Origin of the sequence: Vibrio hippocampi (assembly GCF_921292975.1) — a bacterium.
GTDB lineage: Bacteria > Pseudomonadota > Gammaproteobacteria > Enterobacterales > Vibrionaceae > Vibrio > Vibrio hippocampi.
The window spans coordinates 49763-67420 of sequence record NZ_CAKLCM010000003.1 but is presented as its reverse complement, the minus strand read 5'-3'; the positions used below and the strand labels follow the sequence as shown (position 1 = coordinate 67420).

Annotated in this window: 15 protein-coding genes; 11 read left to right on the top strand and 4 right to left on the bottom strand. The window is 43.4% G+C overall.

What is annotated here, in order from left to right; genetic code table 11:
• Window positions 1–42: 42 nt before the first annotated feature.
• Window positions 43–762, bottom strand: a complete 720-nt coding sequence (locus tag L9Q39_RS13465) for a FadR/GntR family transcriptional regulator (protein WP_237485630.1) — start codon at window positions 760–762, stop codon at window positions 43–45.
• A gap of 472 nt (window positions 763–1234) precedes the next feature.
• On the opposite strand from L9Q39_RS13465, the gene L9Q39_RS13460 reads away from it, so the two are divergent.
• The 3 genes from L9Q39_RS13460 to L9Q39_RS13450 all read left to right on the top strand — a co-directional run bounded on the left by L9Q39_RS13460 (window position 1235) and on the right by L9Q39_RS13450 (window position 3181).
• Complete coding sequence (locus L9Q39_RS13460; RefSeq protein WP_237485629.1) at window positions 1235–1951, top strand: FadR/GntR family transcriptional regulator; 717 nt, start codon at window positions 1235–1237, stop codon at window positions 1949–1951.
• A 35-nt stretch (window positions 1952–1986) separates the two neighbouring features.
• Window positions 1987–2307 (top strand): cupin domain-containing protein, encoded by a 321-nt coding sequence (locus L9Q39_RS13455; RefSeq protein ID WP_237485628.1) that lies wholly within the window; start codon window positions 1987–1989, stop codon window positions 2305–2307.
• 211 nt (window positions 2308–2518) lie between these two features.
• A complete protein-coding gene (locus L9Q39_RS13450) occupies window positions 2519–3181 on the top strand; it encodes a FadR/GntR family transcriptional regulator (RefSeq protein WP_237485627.1) in 663 nt (220 codons plus the stop codon).
• Between the two features lie 642 nt (window positions 3182–3823).
• Here the strand turns inward: L9Q39_RS13450 and L9Q39_RS13445 are convergent.
• Window positions 3824–5602 carry a sodium:solute symporter family transporter gene (locus tag L9Q39_RS13445; protein ID WP_237485626.1) on the bottom strand — a complete coding sequence of 593 codons (1779 nt, stop codon included), beginning with the start codon at window positions 5600–5602 and terminating at the stop codon, window positions 3824–3826.
• A 636-nt stretch (window positions 5603–6238) separates the two neighbouring features.
• On the opposite strand from L9Q39_RS13445, the gene L9Q39_RS13440 reads away from it, so the two are divergent.
• From L9Q39_RS13440 to kduD, 7 genes are all read left to right on the top strand, one after another.
• The gene (locus tag L9Q39_RS13440; protein ID WP_237485625.1) at window positions 6239–7069 is read left to right on the top strand and encodes an oligogalacturonate-specific porin KdgM family protein; all 831 of its coding nucleotides are present in this window, start codon (window positions 6239–6241) and stop codon (window positions 7067–7069) included.
• A gap of 144 nt (window positions 7070–7213) precedes the next feature.
• Window positions 7214–7954, top strand: coding sequence for a polysaccharide lyase family 7 protein (locus L9Q39_RS13435; protein WP_237485624.1), 741 nt, complete (start codon window positions 7214–7216; stop codon window positions 7952–7954).
• Between the two features lie 109 nt (window positions 7955–8063).
• On the top strand, window positions 8064–9158 hold the full coding sequence (locus L9Q39_RS13430) for an ABC transporter ATP-binding protein (protein ID WP_237485623.1): 1095 nt from the start codon (window positions 8064–8066) through the stop codon (window positions 9156–9158).
• A gap of 14 nt (window positions 9159–9172) precedes the next feature.
• The gene (locus tag L9Q39_RS13425) at window positions 9173–10141 is read left to right on the top strand and encodes an ABC transporter permease (RefSeq protein WP_237485622.1); all 969 of its coding nucleotides are present in this window, start codon (window positions 9173–9175) and stop codon (window positions 10139–10141) included.
• Window positions 10142–10152: 11 nt separating this feature from the next.
• Window positions 10153–11043 carry a carbohydrate ABC transporter permease gene (locus L9Q39_RS13420; protein WP_237485621.1) on the top strand — a complete coding sequence of 297 codons (891 nt, stop codon included), beginning with the start codon at window positions 10153–10155 and terminating at the stop codon, window positions 11041–11043.
• 94 nt (window positions 11044–11137) lie between these two features.
• Window positions 11138–12685 carry an extracellular solute-binding protein gene (locus tag L9Q39_RS13415; protein WP_237485620.1) on the top strand — a complete coding sequence of 516 codons (1548 nt, stop codon included), beginning with the start codon at window positions 11138–11140 and terminating at the stop codon, window positions 12683–12685.
• Between the two features lie 212 nt (window positions 12686–12897).
• Complete coding sequence (gene kduD, locus L9Q39_RS13410; RefSeq protein ID WP_237485619.1) at window positions 12898–13659, top strand: 2-dehydro-3-deoxy-D-gluconate 5-dehydrogenase KduD; 762 nt, start codon at window positions 12898–12900, stop codon at window positions 13657–13659.
• A 317-nt stretch (window positions 13660–13976) separates the two neighbouring features.
• On the opposite strand, the gene L9Q39_RS13405 is transcribed toward kduD, so the two are convergent.
• A complete protein-coding gene (locus L9Q39_RS13405) occupies window positions 13977–14615 on the bottom strand; it encodes an RpiB/LacA/LacB family sugar-phosphate isomerase (protein ID WP_237485618.1) in 639 nt (212 codons plus the stop codon).
• A 304-nt stretch (window positions 14616–14919) separates the two neighbouring features.
• On the opposite strand from L9Q39_RS13405, the gene kdgR reads away from it, so the two are divergent.
• Window positions 14920–15717, top strand: a complete 798-nt coding sequence (gene kdgR / locus L9Q39_RS13400) for a DNA-binding transcriptional regulator KdgR (protein WP_237485617.1) — start codon at window positions 14920–14922, stop codon at window positions 15715–15717.
• Window positions 15718–15820: 103 nt separating this feature from the next.
• Here kdgR and L9Q39_RS13395 read toward each other — a convergent pair whose 3' ends face one another.
• On the bottom strand, window positions 15821–17587 hold the full coding sequence (locus L9Q39_RS13395) for a sodium:solute symporter family protein (RefSeq protein WP_237485616.1): 1767 nt from the start codon (window positions 17585–17587) through the stop codon (window positions 15821–15823).
• Window positions 17588–17658: the final 71 nt, after the last annotated feature.

Genomic DNA, 17658 nt, shown 5'->3' with positions numbered 1-17658 from the left:
CAGCATAAATGCTGCCTTTTTGTTTAAAGTGTTAGCTGGATACTAGCTCACCATTGGCAATCTGTGATTTTCCTCGCGTAAATGATTTGCTGACGCTTCACGCGCCTTATCACTATCACCGGCCATAATGGCGTCGTAAATCGCTCTATGTTCGTTGATACAAGTTGAACCACCGGCTGAAGAATGTTGAATAAAATTGATAAACATAGTGGTTAAAATGTTACCAAACGGCAGGTAAAAATCGTTACCCGTTGAGTTAAAAATTAGGCTGTGGAAACGTGTATCAACATCTAGCCATTTGTATTGATCGAAGTTTTCTTCTTTAGACACTTCAACCATCTCTTGGAAGGTTGCTGAAAGCTCAATACGTTGCTCTGCTGTCGCAAATTTTGCAGCGAGCGCACACGCTTCAGGCTCGATAGCACGGCGCAAACCAAGGAATTGACCACAGAATTGTTCGACATCATTTAGACCGTCCATCCACTCGATAAGTTGTGGATCTAAGAAGTTCCAATAAGCGCGATCAACAACACGTGTGCCGATTTTTGGACGTGATTCTAATAAACCTTTAGAAGTAAGAAGTTTGACTGCTTCGCGTAATGCAGTACGACTAATCCCGAATTGCTCGCATAGAGCCATTTCACCGGGAATAATAGAGCCCTCTGCAAGATTGCCCGACAAGATACCTCGAGCTATCTCACGAGCAACTTGAACGTGGATACTTCGTTTGGACCCCGATATTGAATTAAAATTTCCTGACATGAGTGTTATCGCTTACCATGAATTTATGTATTATTTTAGCAGGTATTCTACCATCATTCCGTATACCAACAATGTGACGCCACGCAGTTAATGGCAACTCACTCACGCCATCTGCTCATAAAACTCGCATATCAAAGGGCAAAATACCCCTGTTTTTTGTGGTTCTCTTCACACATTCAGATATAATATACCGTCACCTTGTCATATTAATGTCTTTTATCATGAATTACACTTGACGCGGTAAAGTGCTATTGTATGATTAATAAATTATGCCTAGTAAACTGATAAAAATGGATTTGGAGCGTTGTCGCACTTGACCGAAAACATCTCTATCACAAGCTGACAAAATCAAATTCTCCGTGCTAGAGCGGCTTAAGAGAGCGTTCAAACCTCTCTGCACAAGCCGGAAAATCTAGCCTCTACTCTCAGTTCCCTGAACGATACAAGGGTGCAAGCAAAGGTTCTATATATTATGGCTACGTTTCATACGGTAGCGGATTCAAGTCGCAGGATTCACGTCCAGGTCGCAAAGGAAATTGCCAGTAAGATTCTCACAGGTGAGCTAAAGGAAGGTGAAAAACTTCCTAGTGAACTTGAGTTATGTGAAAAATTTGGTATTAGCCGCACCGCTCTTCGTGAATCGACTAAGCTACTTACAGCCAAAGGACTGATTGCTTCCAAGCCAAAAGTGGGCACGAATGTTAACCCACGCAATGAATGGCATTTTCTTGACCCGCAGTTTTTAGATTGGGTAAAAGACACCAACAATGTTCAACCGTTTCTGATTCAATTCCTTGGTTTGCGTAAAGCCATCGAACCAGAAGCGTGCGCAATGGCAGCGACCAACGCCTCAATTGAACATAGAAAAGTGCTTTCCGTGTGCTTTCAGAACATGAAACACGCGGCTACGATTCACGATTATGCCGTTTGGACTGAAAACGATCACGAATTTCATAAAACGATTTTCCTGGCAACAGCAAATCCGTTTTACATTCCCTTCTCTAATATACTTGATGCTATCTTTAAAACATTTATCGATGAAGCCTCCGTCGGTGGTCGATTCTGTATCGAAGAACACCAAGATATTTATGAAGCGATTATGTCTGGCGACGCGTTAACCGCGAGGTCAGCATCAAAACTACTACTTGAAGACCACAACCAGAGACTTGCGCTCTTGGATGCGGTTTAATTAACTAACAAACCACGACAAGTAAGAGGTTAGCAATGTTTATTTATAACAAAGATGTACAGCTAGAAGATACAGGTGGCGGTGTAAGCCGCAAAGTTATGGCTCACTCTGAAAACATCATGTCTGTTGAAGTATACTTCGAAGAAGGCGCGATCGGTGCACTACACAGCCACCCACACGAGCAAATCACTTACGTTGTTTCAGGTGAATTCGAGTTCACTATCGGTGACGAAACTAAGATCGTAAAAGCGGGTGACACTCTATACAAAGTGCCAAACATCGTACACGGTTGTAAGTGTCTGAAGAAAGGTATGCTTCTAGACAACTTCACACCACGTCGTGATGACTTTTTGTAATTAGTCGCTGCTTGTAATTAATAACTGTTAGTTACATCACATATTTTAAACGGTCTATGCCCATGCATAGACCGTTTTTTTATTTATTTGAACTTGATTGCGACTATGAAAAGAGAGTCTCATTCATGTCACAGTATTAACAAACAAATATTTACCAAAGATAGCCAAATGATAAAATTAAATAAATCCTTACAGTTTAGAAAAATAAAAAATGATGGAAAATGGCAAGGAAAGTATCCACATAAAAATTTCCAATGAAATTGCTAGAAAGATAATTACTGGACAGTTCACGGATAGCGTACTACCCACGGAAATGGAACTTTCAGATTATTATGCAGTTAGCAGAAATAGCGTCAGAGAAGCTTTAAAAATCCTCACCTCTAAAGGTCTTTTGTCTTCCAAGCAGAAATCTGGAACTAAAGTAACACCTCGCACCGAGTGGAACTTTCTTGACCCTCAGCTATTTGAATGGTTCTCTGAACTTCCAGAGATGTCGGATATTATCGATAAGTTTATCCGGATTCAAAAAGTATTAATACCAGAGGCTTGCGCCGATGCAGCTAAGTTTGCGACTAGCGAGCAGCGCATTCAACTTTCTCGTATTTATCAATCAATAGAATCACAATCTTATACCTCCGAGTGTGCATTAAGCACCCATTTACATTGTGAGTTTTACAAATCGCTGCTGTTGGCATCAAATAATGAGTTATTTTCTCCCTACGCCAAAATTCTTGATATTGTTTTTGCAACTCAATCACAACACACGTCCGCATTAACCCAATGTAACTTAACTCTTTTCCAAGCCATTTATAATTCAATTATGATTGCTGACGAAAAACTGGCTAGAGTAGAAGCTGAAAAGTTGTTTGCTTAATCAGCCTTTAATCATTTAATTTGCGTCACCTCCAATCTGTCGATTGTTGCCACCCTAGCGGTGGCTTTTTTATTGCCTGCCTTTAAATAAACTTTATTGTTATTCGCATCACCTTTAAATAATCGTCCTTCGGCACGGGATTATTGCTATTAACAAGAGCTTATTATTATTCACAAGGGCTTGTTACTATTAAAAAGGCTCCGAAGTTTATTGTGATAACTTAGAGACAATAATCAGCTATTCCAATTTCGGTTGAGATTCTCACACCATGACAATTTCAACCCCGTTCACATATCAATAATTCGTTTGACCTCATACGAACAATACCCACCAGCTCACTGCAAATCTCAATTGATGGTAAATATAATTCGATGTCTACGCAAAGTGGACTAGGAAATTCAGCGCTTGATTCAATCGGGTGTAGATAACCCGCATTTGTCGCATAAATGGCGACCAGTAAACCTAATGCGCGATAGAGTACAAGCATAAATGCTAAGAAAAACCAGACTTAATTCAGTGTGTTATGGATTACTTAGTAAAGGAGGAGGTATGAGAGTGAGCGATTGGACTGGATAAAATAGGTCAGACATAAAAAAAGGAAGGGCCCGACCCCTTCCTTTTTAATCATACTAATTGCTTAGTTTAGTTGCTTTCAGCTTCTTCCATAGCTTGTTCAACTTTGTCATCTACCGCTTTAACAAGTAGTAGACCAACACCTAGAACGATACCGCCACAAAGAACGAAAATCATACGACCCCACATTGGGTTAGGGAGAGCAAACATGGTCATAACACCCACACCTGCAACCGCAATCAGTGTACCAAGCATCTTACGCTGTCTGTTATCTAGTTTCTTCTGAGCTACAGACTCAGCAACAAGTGGCGTTGCCAGGTTGTTGAAGAATAGATCCACGTCTTTTTGACGCTCTGCAGATAGAGGCTTGTAGAACAGCGTTGATAGGCAGAAGAAGCCAGCTGTGAAGATTAGGTGGGCAATCAGACCAACCGCAACCTTAACGTCAGACCACTCACGCTTAGTTAGTTCGTTTAGACCAAACCAACCTTCAATCATGTCAGAAGTGATAACGAAACCTACGATGTAAGAAACGATACCACCTACAACTAGCGTACCCCAACCAGCCCAGTCTGGCGTCTTCTTGATGAAGAAGCCGCAGAATGCAGGGATTGTCATTGGGAAGCCGATTAGGGCACCAACGTACATCATGGTATCGAACAAGCTCAGACCTTTTAGCGAGTTGATGAACATCGCGATAAGGATGATAGCAACACCAAATACTGTTGACGTTACTTTAGAAACGAATACTAGCTCTTTCTCAGTCGCATCTGGACGTAGAATTGGCTGGTAGAAGTTCTTAACGAAGATACCAGAGTTACGGTTTAGACCCGAGTCCATAGAAGACATCGTTGCAGCAAACATTGCAGAAACGAGTAGGCCAACCATACCCGCAGGCATGTACTCTTGTACGAAGTATAGGTAAGCGAAGTCAGCCGCTTTCTTACCTGCCTCTGGGTAAGCAGCAGCAAGGTCAATACCTTGACCAGCAACGAACCAAGAAGGCATGAACCAGATAGCTGGACCCATTGTCATAAGAATACAAGCAAGAAGTGCTGCTTTTTTCGCGTTCTTAGAGTCTTTCGCCGCTAGGTAACGGTAAGAGTTAAGCATGTTGTTGGTAATAGAGAACTGCTTGAAGAAGATAAAGACAGCCCAAATACCGAAGATGCTTACATAGTTCAGGTTGTTACCAGAAGCGAAAGACATACCTTCATCAACTGGGAAGTTGTTGATGATTTCGCCAACGCCACCACCCTGGATGATAGCAACAACCGCACAGGTCACTGTTACCGCCATGATGATTACCATCTGCATAAAGTCAGATGCGATAACCGCCCAAGAACCACCTGTAACCGACATAAGCAGTACAACAGCACCTGTTGCAATGATTGTCGTCGTCATATCGAAACCGAAGATACCTGATGCGATGATCGCTAGACCATTTAGCCAGATACCTGCCGAGATAACGCTGTTTGGCATACTTGACCAAGTAAATACTTGCTCGTTGTACTTACCAAAACGCATACGAATCGCTTCAATTACCGTAACAACACGAAGTTGACGGAATTTTGGTGCGAAGTATAGATAGTTCATTAAATAACCGAATGCGTTAGCAATAAAAATCACTGCTACTGCAAAACCGTCATTATATGCTTTACCAGCTGCGCCGGTGAACGTCCAAGCAGAGAACTGAGTCATAAACGCAGTTGCACCTACCATCCACCAAAGCATTTGACCGCCCCCGCGGAAGTAGTCACTGGTGCTATTTGTAAATGTACGGAACATCCAACCTATTGCCATAAGGAATAGGAAATAGATGAGTACGATGAGAGTGTTTAAATCCATGATACTTCGATCCTTTAGTTTTACTAATTGTTACAGTTCAATCTTATCTATTTAATAATAACTTTTGTAATACAATATGCCCATTCGTGAGCTGTGTATCGTTTTTCTGTTTCTAAAGGCTCAACAAAGTTAACTGCGTCATATTTTGTTATTCATTAGTACTTCTGCAGCAATAAATAACCTGTGATTTATATCAAATCTCATTCAGTGAGAACCACCAAATAGCTCAAATTGATATAAACAAATCGCCACTAATTAATGTGAGCAATATCACCAAGAAAGGTAAATTACAATAAATTCAAAGACTTAACACCATTCCATTTTGCATCTAACACTCATTGGCACAACCTGCAAACTTTCCCCCCGGATAAATGCAACAATTGATTAAAAAGTGTGATCACAACACCTATAATGATAATTTGTATTACAGTAGCAACAAAAAAATTGAACTAATTCACAGAATAATCTCGGTTCCGCCGCTAACATTTGTCATACATTAATTGAGATTAAGAATTTTAATTAATTTTTAAGTCGCCAATTAGAAAAGTTAAACAATAAATAAAACTTAATAATTGGCGTTATATGAATCGATAACTTCATATACAAAAATCTTATATAAATAAAGGGAATATCAGTATGAAACTCAAGCAAACCGCACTAGCAGTGGGACTTATCGTTGCAGCAAGTTCAGCGTCAGCTCTAACACTAGACTTCCGTCATGAATATCGTGCGGATACGACTTATACCAAAACTGACGGTTCAAAAGGTTCGGTTGATGAGCGTCACCAATCTCGTGTAAAAATTGGCGAAAGCTTCAAAATAAACAGCGATTGGAAACACAGCACGAGCTTAGAAATTAAGTTCCACAGTGATGACAAGAAAGAAGGCGGTTCTAATAGCTCGCAGTTTATGCAAGACCTCTATGTTTACGGTATGGAGCTTGACAACACCGCAACTTACAAAATTGACAAAAACTGGTATCTACAAGTTGGTATGCCAATCGCTTGGGACTGGGATGAGCCAGAAGCGCACAACGGTTCATGGATGATGAAAAAAGTCACCTATAAGCCACAGTTCCGTCTTGGTTACAAAGCAAATATGGGTCTAACCAACGCTCTACGTCTACGTATGGAATTTGCTGATTTCCGCGATGACCGATTTGCTGACAGCAACATGGAAACTGGCGAAAAATTATCGATGGGTAAAAAAGCCAAGTGGACTTACACCGGTGCATACAAAATCAAAGCATTGCCTAAGCTAGGTCTATCTTGGGAAGGTAACTACGTTAAATCTCTAGACAACGTAAAACTATACGATGGTAAAGATTGGGAATGGGATTTCGGTGTTAAAGTTGCTTATAAACTAGGTAACTGGACTCCATTCGCAGAGCTTTGGTCAACAGATATCAGCTCTTCATCAGATGACCGTGAAGCGAAATACCGTCTAGGTATCAAGTACAAGTTCTAAACCTTGTTCAATCTAATAAAACCATAGACGTTTTATTATCGTGATAATGCCTAGGTATATCCTAGGCATTTTAATCTCTCTATATCTAAATTGAGTCATTTTTTATTTGTAGAGGCGAGTTAAAGATTTACTGGGTACACTTTTATGACGGTTCATAAGTCACTCAAATCGTTTGCAGCACTTGCTGTTATCACTGCTTTTTCTAGCCACGCTGACACACCTCCTTATTCTTACAGTCAATATCAATCGGTATTGGACGACTCTTATTTACAAGCCCCCACTAGCACTAAGCTAATTAAGCAAGGGGATTTTGCTGGTCAATATAACCAATACTTCCATGTGCCTGATAATGGCAACACATGGATGACATTTACGGTAGAAGGTGATCACAAGCGCTCCGAGCTTCGCCAAGTTTATGAATGGTACACCGATGACGGTGACGTGAATAAAATGATTGGTGAGGTTTACATTCAATCGCCGCTTGAGGGCGAAGTTGACCAAATCACCTTTATGCAGATCCATGATGTCACCAATAATGGCAATGCCATCAACCTGCCACTGCTGCGTTTAGTTTGGTATCGAGAACGTGACGGCATCGAGAATGGTCTTTGGGCTGTGATTAAACAAGATGCAGACGAAAATAGTGACCAATATGACAAAATCTTTATTTCTCAACACGACGACACTCAAGCCGTAAAAATCGAAGTCCGTGTCGAGAATAATATGATGACCGTTAAAAAAGATGGCGTCGCTGTGGATGGAATTTCTAAATACGATGTTTCCTATTGGAGTCATTTAGAAAGTTATTTTAAAGCCGGTGTATATAACCAGGATTCTGGTCGCGGCACTGTGCAATTTAAAACTCTGAAATATTACACGCAATAATTCGACCCAACGTCACCAATCACCACATTTCCTTAAGGATCCATTATTCGTGGCTGGTTGTAAGGCACATTATTTTATTTAAGTTGCTACAAGGCAACGAGGAGAACTTATGTCTGGTGTTCAGTTAAATAACATCGTGAAGGCGTATGGCGACGTGAGCGTCGTTCATGGAATCAATTTAGAAGTTAAATCTAAAGAGTTCATCGTATTAGTTGGGCCTTCGGGCTGCGGCAAATCGACAACTCTGCGTATGTTAGCGGGTCTGGAAGAAATCACTGGTGGTGAAATTCAAATTGAAGACCGTGTTGTTAATAATGTCGCACCCAAAGATCGTGATGTTGCGATGGTATTCCAAAACTACGCACTCTACCCTCACCTTAGCGTGGCCGACAACATCGCTTTCGGTCTTAAGATCCGTAAAGTTCCTAAGCCAGAAATTAAAAAAGCCGTCGCCGACGTCGCCGAAATTTTGGGGCTAACTAAACTGCTTGACCGTCGTCCAGCCGACTTATCTGGTGGTCAGCGTCAGCGTGTTGCTATGGGTCGTGCGATTGTTCGTCACCCAAAAGTATTCTTGTTCGATGAGCCACTATCTAACTTAGATGCCAAGCTGCGTACGCAAATGCGTGCAGAAATCAAACGCCTACACTCGCGCCTTGGCGTAACCAGTGTTTACGTGACCCACGATCAGGTCGAAGCCATGACGCTAGCGGATCGGATCGTAGTCATGAGTGACGGTCGTATCGAGCAAATCGGCACACCAATGGAACTGTTCAACAGCCCAGTCAACACCTTCGTGGCTACCTTTATCGGTTCACCTCCGATGAACCTAATCGATGCGGTTGCTGAAAAACGTGAAGATGGTTGGTACGGTGTATTTGATGGTATTCACTGTAAACTTCCCGATGTCGCGGGCATTGAAGATGGTGCGCAAATTATCGTCGGTATCCGTCCAGAATACACCGACTTACAGCCACAAGATAATGCTTCAACCATTCCAGTTAACATCGACTTAGTTGAAACCTTGGGTTCTGAAGCTCTGCTACACACTCAATTCAATGGCAAGCCTTTTGTTGTTAAAGCAGAAACTCATGGTCGTATCGATCACCTGCAACACGTTGAAAACTTTTACTTCACTGTAGACGCTATCACGGTATTCAATAAGGAAACCGGTATGGCGCTAGAGCGTATTACTGTCAACTAATCTGGAGAGGTAGTATGGAAAATACACATACTCAAGCTGGAACCCCAAAGCAGACGCAATCTGCGTTAGCGAAGAAGGTTCATTGGCTTATTCAGCACTTCAAAAAAGAGTGGCAGTTGTACGTGTTATTAGCGCCCACCATTCTTTGGTTTCTAATATTCTTGTACAAGCCGATGTACGGTCTACAGATCGCCTTTAAAGACTACAGTGTGTTTAAAGGTATCGCGAACAGTCCTTGGGTCGGTTTTGAACACTTCCAAACACTGTTCCATAACGACCAGTTCTTACGGGCAATTAAAAACACCGTCATCATCAGTGGCGCAAACCTCGTGTTTGGTTTCCCAGTCCCTATTATTTTAGCTTTGATGTTCAATGAGATCCTCAATCCTAAATTTAAGCGTACTGCGCAAACGATTGTTTACTTACCTCACTTTATTTCGGCTGTCATCATCGCAGGTATCGTTATTACTGCGTTCTCGCCGTCGACGGGTGTGGTGAACTTGTTGCTTAACGCTTTGGGTTATGACTCTGTTTACTTCTTAACCAAACCAGAATGGTTCCGCACCATCTTTATCGGAACGGGCATTTGGCAGGAAGCAGGCTTTGGCTCCATTGTATTCTTAGCAGCGATTGCGGGGGTTAACCCATCTCTGTATGAATCTGCGGTTGTTGATGGCGCATCGCGCTGGCAGATGATGTGGCGTATTACACTGCCGTGTATCTTACCGACTGTCATCATCATGCTTATCATCCGAATCGGTAACATCCTTGAGGTGGGCTTCGAGATGATCATCATGCTGTATCAACCAGCAACTTACGAAACAGCGGACGTTATCAGTACCTTCATTTACCGTCAGGGTATTCAGGCAGCGCAATATGATTTAGCCGCCGCCGCTGGTCTGTTTAATGCTGTTATCGCGTTCATCTTGGTTATGGCTGCCAACCGCATCAGCCGCCGCGTATCTCAAACATCGCTGTGGTAATGGAGTAAATTATGAGTCAAGCACAAAACATGAACCTCTACTCCCGTGGTGATAAGGCATTTGTCTATCTCAACATGTTCTTAGTAGCGGCGTTCACAATCAGTACCCTTTATCCGTTTATCTATGTCGCATCGATGTCGATAAGTGCGGGTAATGCGGTCAGTGCCGGTGAAGTGATCCTGACACCTGTCGATATCACGTTCGCCGCGTACGAAAAAGTTCTTTATGACCCTGCATTCTGGACCTCATATAAGAACACCTTTATCTATACCTTTGGCGGTACGCTAACCAGCTTACTGATTATTGTTCCGGGTGCGTATGCACTGTCTCGCCCACAACTACTGGGTCGTAAGTTTTGGAACATCCTAGTCGCGTTCACCATGTGGTTTAACGCAGGTATGATTCCGTTCTTCTTGAACATGCGTGATTTAGGTCTATTGAACAGCTACTTCGGTATCATCATCGGCTTTGCTTGTAACGCGTTCAACATCATCCTACTGCGTAACTTCTTTGAAGCCGTGCCTAAGTCTTTTGAAGAAGCCGCGCGAATGGATGGAGCGAACGATTTCCAAGTGCTTTGGAAAGTGTTTATCCCGCTTGCCAAGCCCGCACTCGCAACCGTAACACTGTTCTGTATCGTAGCGCGTTGGAACGGCTTCTTCTGGGCGATGGTATTGCTGCGTGATGAAGACAAGGTGCCGCTACAGGTTTACCTACGTCAGATCATTACTCAGCTGACCGACGATGACACCTTCGCAAGTACCTTGATGACCTCGGTCTACTCATTCGAAACGGTGAGTGCTGCCATCATGGTCTGCTCAATCATTCCAGTACTACTGATTTATCCGTTTATTCAGAAATACTTTAATAAAGGGATTATGTTGGGCGGCGTTAAAGAATAACCCTCACCCAATACTCACGGAGGCGCATCATAGGGGTTGTGCCTCCATAAAATAAAAAAAAGTTAGAAGTAATAATAAAGAAAGGAAACAAAAGATGAATGTAAAAATCACTGCGCTTTCCACTGTGATTGCAGCTACGCTTGCCGCTCCAACTTTTGCCGCATCTCCTGATGGTGCATACAAAGTGGCTGATAAGCCAATCAAGCTTGATATTCACCTGCACCAAAAGAAATTTGTATACAGCAACGATTGGCCGGTAGAGAAAGAAGCGGCACGTCTTACTAACATGCATCTAAACAACGTTGCTTCGATGGCAACGACAAAGAGTGAAGAAGCCTTCAACCTATTGATCGCTTCTGGCGAACTTCCAGCTATCGTTGGTGGTTCAAGCATGAAGAACAACGTTAACACCTACGGTCCAGAAGGCGCATTCGTTCCTCTTAACAAACTGATTGAAGAGCATGCGCCAAATATCAAAGCCTTCTTCGATGCTAACCCTGATATTGCTTCTTCTATCAAGGCTGCTGACGGCAACATTTACTACATCCCTTACCTACCAGACGGTAAGTATGGTCGTGGCTACTTCATCCGTTATGATTGGCTCAACAAGTTGGGTCTTAAAGCACCACAAAACGTCGATGAAATGTACGAAGTGCTGAAAGCGTTCCGCGACCAAGATCCAAACGGAAACGGTAAAAAAGATGAAGTCCCATTCTTTGCGCGCCACTGGCAAGAGATGGTTCGTCTCGTGACACTTTGGGACGGTCGTACATCGGGGTCTGACTCATTCCACGACTTCCACGTTGTAGAAGGTGAAATCCGTCACGGCTATGCACGTAACGAATATAAAGAAGGTATCAAAAACCTAGCGAAGTGGTACAAAGAAGGTCTTATCGACGCAGAAGTATTCACTCGCGGTAGCCGTTCTCGCGACTACCTACTGTCTAACGACACCGGTGGTATGACTCACGACTGGTTTGCTTCAACATCTGGCTACAACGACAAGCTAAAAGACAAAGTACCTGGCTTTGAGTTCAAAGCAATGATCCCACCAGCAGGTATCAGTGGTAAGCGCGTTGAAGAACACCGCCGTGCTAAAGTGAAACCTGATGGTTGGGCGATCTCTTATACTAACGAATACCCTGTAGAAACGATCAAATACTTCGACTTCTGGTTCACTCAAGAAGGTAAGCGTCTGGCTAACTTTGGTATCGAAGGTCAACACTATGAACTCGTTGATGGTAAAGCACAGTTCAAGAAAGAGATCTTAGAAGGTGATACGCCAGTCAACGCACAAATGTGGGCGATCGGTGCACAGGTTCAACGTGGTTTCCCAATGGACTACCAAAACGAAGTGCAATGGTCTAACAAATATGCACTTGAAGGTATTGAGCTTTACGACCAAGGTGACTACTTACTTGAACCGTTCATGGGTGTCTCTCTAAACGCGAAAGAAAAAGAAGTGTTCGATAAGCACTGGGTAACTATCCGTGACTATATGGTAGAGATGCAGCAAGCGTGGATCTTAGGCTCGCGTGATATTGAAGCGGACTGGGATTCTTACCAGAAGAGTATCGAGCGCATGGGCTACAGCAAGGTTATCGACGTGATGCAGTCTGCATACGACCGTGCTTATAAATAAATCCTTAACGTCTATCTGAGATAGTCGATATCAGCAAAAGGAAGAGCCAAGGCTCTTCCTTTTTTTGTTTAACTATAAACTAATTTAAAATCAAAACATCGTTTCATTTATTGCAAAATGCGCCATTTTTCGTTATTGTTTTTGTAGCGAAAATCGTCGAGACAATGGGCGATTCATGCGTCATTCATCACTAAATAAACCAAGGACTTGCTATGATTCTTAACACTTTCGATCTGTCTGGTAAAACCGCTATCGTTACCGGTTGTAACAAAGGACTTGGCCAAGCAATGGCCGTCGCCCTTGCTAGTGCGGGTTGTGATATTGTCGGCGTTAATCGCAGTGCGGCGAGTGAGACACAGCAACAGGTCGAAGCCTGCGGTCGTCGCTTTATCGACAAGCGCGTCGATCTAATGAAAACCGACGATATTCCTTCGGTTATTGAAACCACGTTGAGTGAATTTGGTAAAGTGGATATCTTAGTGAACAACGCAGGTATCATTCGCCGTAACGATGCTGTGGACTTTACCGAACAAGATTGGGATGACGTTATGGACGTCAATCTAAAAACCGCATTCTTCCTCTCTCAAGCCGTCGCCAAGCAATTTATTGCTCAGGGAGATGGCGGTAAGATCATCAATATTGCCTCTATGCTGTCTTATCAAGGCGGTATCCGCGTGCCTTCATACACGGCATCAAAGAGCGGTATTATGGGGCTTACCCGCCTCATGGCCAACGAATGGGCCAAACATAATATCAATGTTAACGGCATCGCACCCGGCTATATGGCGACCGACAACACCGAAGCGTTACGTAACGACAACCAACGCAACCAAGAAATCCTTGACCGCATCCCCGCACAGCGCTGGGGAACGCCCGACGACCTCGCGGGTCCATGTGTTTTCTTGGCATCAGACGCAGCGAACTATATCAATGGCTACACCATCGCCGTTGACGGCGGTTGGCTTGCAAGATAGGTCATGGACATAACGTTATTGCTAGCGACAACGTTGTTCCGCACCAGCACGTCAGCCCATAAGTAACACGTCGTTCCGCAATTACACGTCGCTCCACAGTCACGCGTCATTCCACAATTACACGTCATTTCACAGTTACACGTCATTCCTTCGTAGGAAGGAATCTACCCCAAGCGCATACCGTGCTTGTAACAAGCCCCCCTTCCTTCGAAGGGATGACGGCATATAAATAGTAGCGCTAAAGAGACTGACGAAAAAATAGCCCTATTACACATAGGGCTATTTTAATTTAGTCTGGTGAATCTTAAATCACGCTATTACGACTCAATCAGAGAACGAACATAGCTTGCGATCGCTTCATCTTGGCAGTGAGCGAAGAAACACTCTTGGAACTGAACACTGGTGACCGCTGTTTTAACCAACTCTTGATCAATCGCTTTCAGTGAAGAAACCACATCTTTCGCCACTGCCGCTTTTACTTGGTTTAAAATCGCGGCATTGCGTTGTTGAGGTTCAGCTCGCTCGATTGGGTAGCCGACACCGCGCTCACCCGTAAAAGCTTTTTCAAATATATAGCGAACATTGAGCTCACCAGCCCAACCAAACCCCTTAGCGAACGCTAAAGAAATCGCGTTGCCATTGTTGATTTGATTAAACAGAAACGCATCCGAAGGCTCCAAACAGTAACCGCACACAACACCTGGATGTAAGTTAGACGCCGCCATCGCTCCCTGACCCGTGCCGCAACCTGTCACCACAAAATCCACCGCTTTTGAGTTAAGCAGGATGCTGGCCATAATACCCAAGTGGATATAAGTCAGCGGATGATCATTCTCATCCGTCATGCCCACATTATAAACATCATGACCTAAACCACCCGCAACGGCGTTTAGCTCGCCTGCCACCATTGGGTTTTTCGCCGCTTGGCTGTTTTCCATCATCAGTGCAATTTTCATTTATCTACTCCCGTGGATAGCGCAAGAGTCGCTATCACTCGTTATAAAATTCGTTACCTAACCATAAGTCAAGTTAAACTCGAATCCGCTATTCATCAAGATGCTACCCAGTATACCCAGAAGTGCTCGTTACACAACAGTAAAATAAACCAGCGTTTTATTTTTCTTTGTGTTCATTTTGTTTTTTTGAACTTACTCAAAAGAATAGTTTTAAATTAAATGAACTCCCTTTTTAATTTTTGGCTGACGACATTAGAGATAGCCGTTATAATGACCAGGTTTTTAGTCACGCGAATCAGGGAATATGGAAAAATCAACTCAGCCAGAAGCCGTATCTTCGGTACTTAAAGTGTTTAACATCCTGCAAACTCTTGGTGAGCAGAAAGAGATAGGCGTCTCTGAACTGTCACAACGCTTAATGATGTCCAAAGCGACGACCTATCGTTTCTTACAAACAATGAAAGGTCTTGGGATTGTGGTTCAGGAAGGCGAAGCTGATAAATACGCGTTGACGCTAAAGCTGTTCGAACTTGGCTCAAAAGCGCTTGAACATGTCGATCTTATCGATCTTGCTGACACGGAGATGCGCAAGATAGTTAATGTTATTAACGAGACAGTGCATTTAGGCTGTATTGACGATGGCTCTATCTTGTATCTTCACAAAATAGATTCGACTTACCACCTGCGCATGCATTCACGCGTTGGTCGTCGTAACCCACTCTACAGCACCGCAATTGGTAAGGTCATGATGGCCGACATGGATCCCAACGAAGCGAAGCAATTACTCGAATCGGTCGACTTTATTAAGCACACGGCAAACACTCACGAAACACCAGAGCAAGTGATGGAAGAGTTGGATCGGGTGCGCGTTGAGCGCTTTGGCGAAGACAACGAAGAGCAAGAACCTGGCTTACGCTGTATCGCAGTGCCAATCTATGACCGCTTTGGTCACGCGATTGCCTCAATTTCAGTCTCTTTTCCTACCATTCGATTCGAACAAGACAAAAAACAGGATTACATTGCACTGCTACACCAAGCAGGTAAAAACGTCTCTGAGCAATTGGGTTTTCACCATTACCCTATGCCATTGACTGTCGAATAGACACAAGAGCAATCAATAAAAAACTCGGCATCAATAGCCGAGTTTTTTTATTTTAACGAGTACAAGTGATTAGAATTCATCACCTAAACCTCGAACTGATCACCTAGACAGTAGCATTAACACTGGCTCTCTCTGTCCGCTTCGCGCTTTTCAGCAGCAAACCGCCTACGGTCACAATCACCACACCACAGAACACAAACGCCATACGACCCCAGAATGGATTCGGTATCAATACCATCAGCATCACTAGACTACCGAAGACTAAAATGAGTTTACCCAGCATGTTTCTCTGCTGACGGTCTATCTCATCTTGACCCGCTTCTTCAATCACTGGTGTGTTAACATCATTCCAGAAGCTCTCTAGTTCTACTTTACGCTCACCTTGTGGCTGTTTATAGAACTTCGTTGTTAAGCAGAAGAATCCGCCAGTGATAAACAGGTGACCAACAATACCAAGCATCACCTTAAGATCGGAGGCCTCACGACTAGTAAATGGCACTTCTAAGTTCAGCCAATTGGCAACAACGTCCGCAGTGATAACAAAACTGACAAGATAAGACACCACCATACCGACCGCCAAGGTTGCCCAGCCTGCCCAATCTGGCGTCTTCTTAATAAAAATACCGAAGAACAGTGGGACTAAGATCGGCATTTGCAGCAAGGTACTGACATACATCATGGCATCGAACAGACTCAAGCCGCGCAATGAGTTAATAAATAACGCCACCATAATGATTAAGACACCAAAAACAAACGTCACAAACTGACTCACACGCATCAATTTTTTGTCATCGGCGTGTTTGTCCAATATTGGCGCATAGAAGTTACGGACAAAAATACCTGAGTTACGATTCAGCCCAGAGTCCATAGACGACATCGTGGCGGCAAAAACCGCAGACATCAGCAGACCAACCATGCCCACGGGCATTACATTTTCGACAAAAACCAAATACACCGCATCCGCAGACTTTTTACCCAGCGCTGCGGCATGGATAGTCGCAGCATCAGGATAGAACACGGCTGTAACCCAAGGCGGTAAAAACCAGATGGCTGGACCAATCAGCATTAACACAAAGGCAAGCAGTGCCGCTTTGCGGGCATTGGTTGAATCTTTCGCGGTTAGAAAGCGATAAGAGTCCTGCATGTTGTTAATGTTTTGCAGTTGTTTGACGAACATAAAGATAAACCAGGAGAAAAACAGCAGGCTATAATTCATGTTCGAGCCCATGATGGAATCCGCTGGAAATTGTTCGATAAGGTTTGAAGGACCACCAATTTTAATCAACGCCGCCACCGCACAGACCACGGTCACTGACATAATCACCACCATCTGTACAAAGTCAGACGCCACAACTCCCCACGCGCCACCAATGACCGAAATAAACAGTACAATAAGACCCGTGACAATGATGGTGGTTTGAATATCTACCTTGAATACGGCACTAACAAATAGCGCCAAACCGTTTAACCAAATACCAGTGTAAATAATACTGGTTGGCATGGTCGCCCAAGTAAACACTTGCTCATTGGTTGCGCCAAAACGACGCCTAACACCTTCAATGGGTGTAACAACACGCATTTGTCGAAAGCGATAAGAAAAGAATAACCACGAAAGCAAAAAGCCAAAGGCATTGGCCATAAAGACGACCATGATCGGAAAGCCATCAGTAAAGGCTTTGCCCGCCGCCCCGGTAAACGTCCATGCACTAAACTGTGTCATAAAAGCGGTGGAGCCCACCATCCACCACAGCATTTTGCCGCCGCCACGAAAGTAATCACTGGTAGAACTGCCAGCAAAGCGTTTAAAGATCACACCTATCGTGATCATAAAAACGAAATAAACGCCCACAACGAGCATATCGATATTCATCTGATACTCCTTAACTAAGTATGTTACCGCGAAAGTTGATTTTTAAAATACCGTTTCATTTTTACTTATAT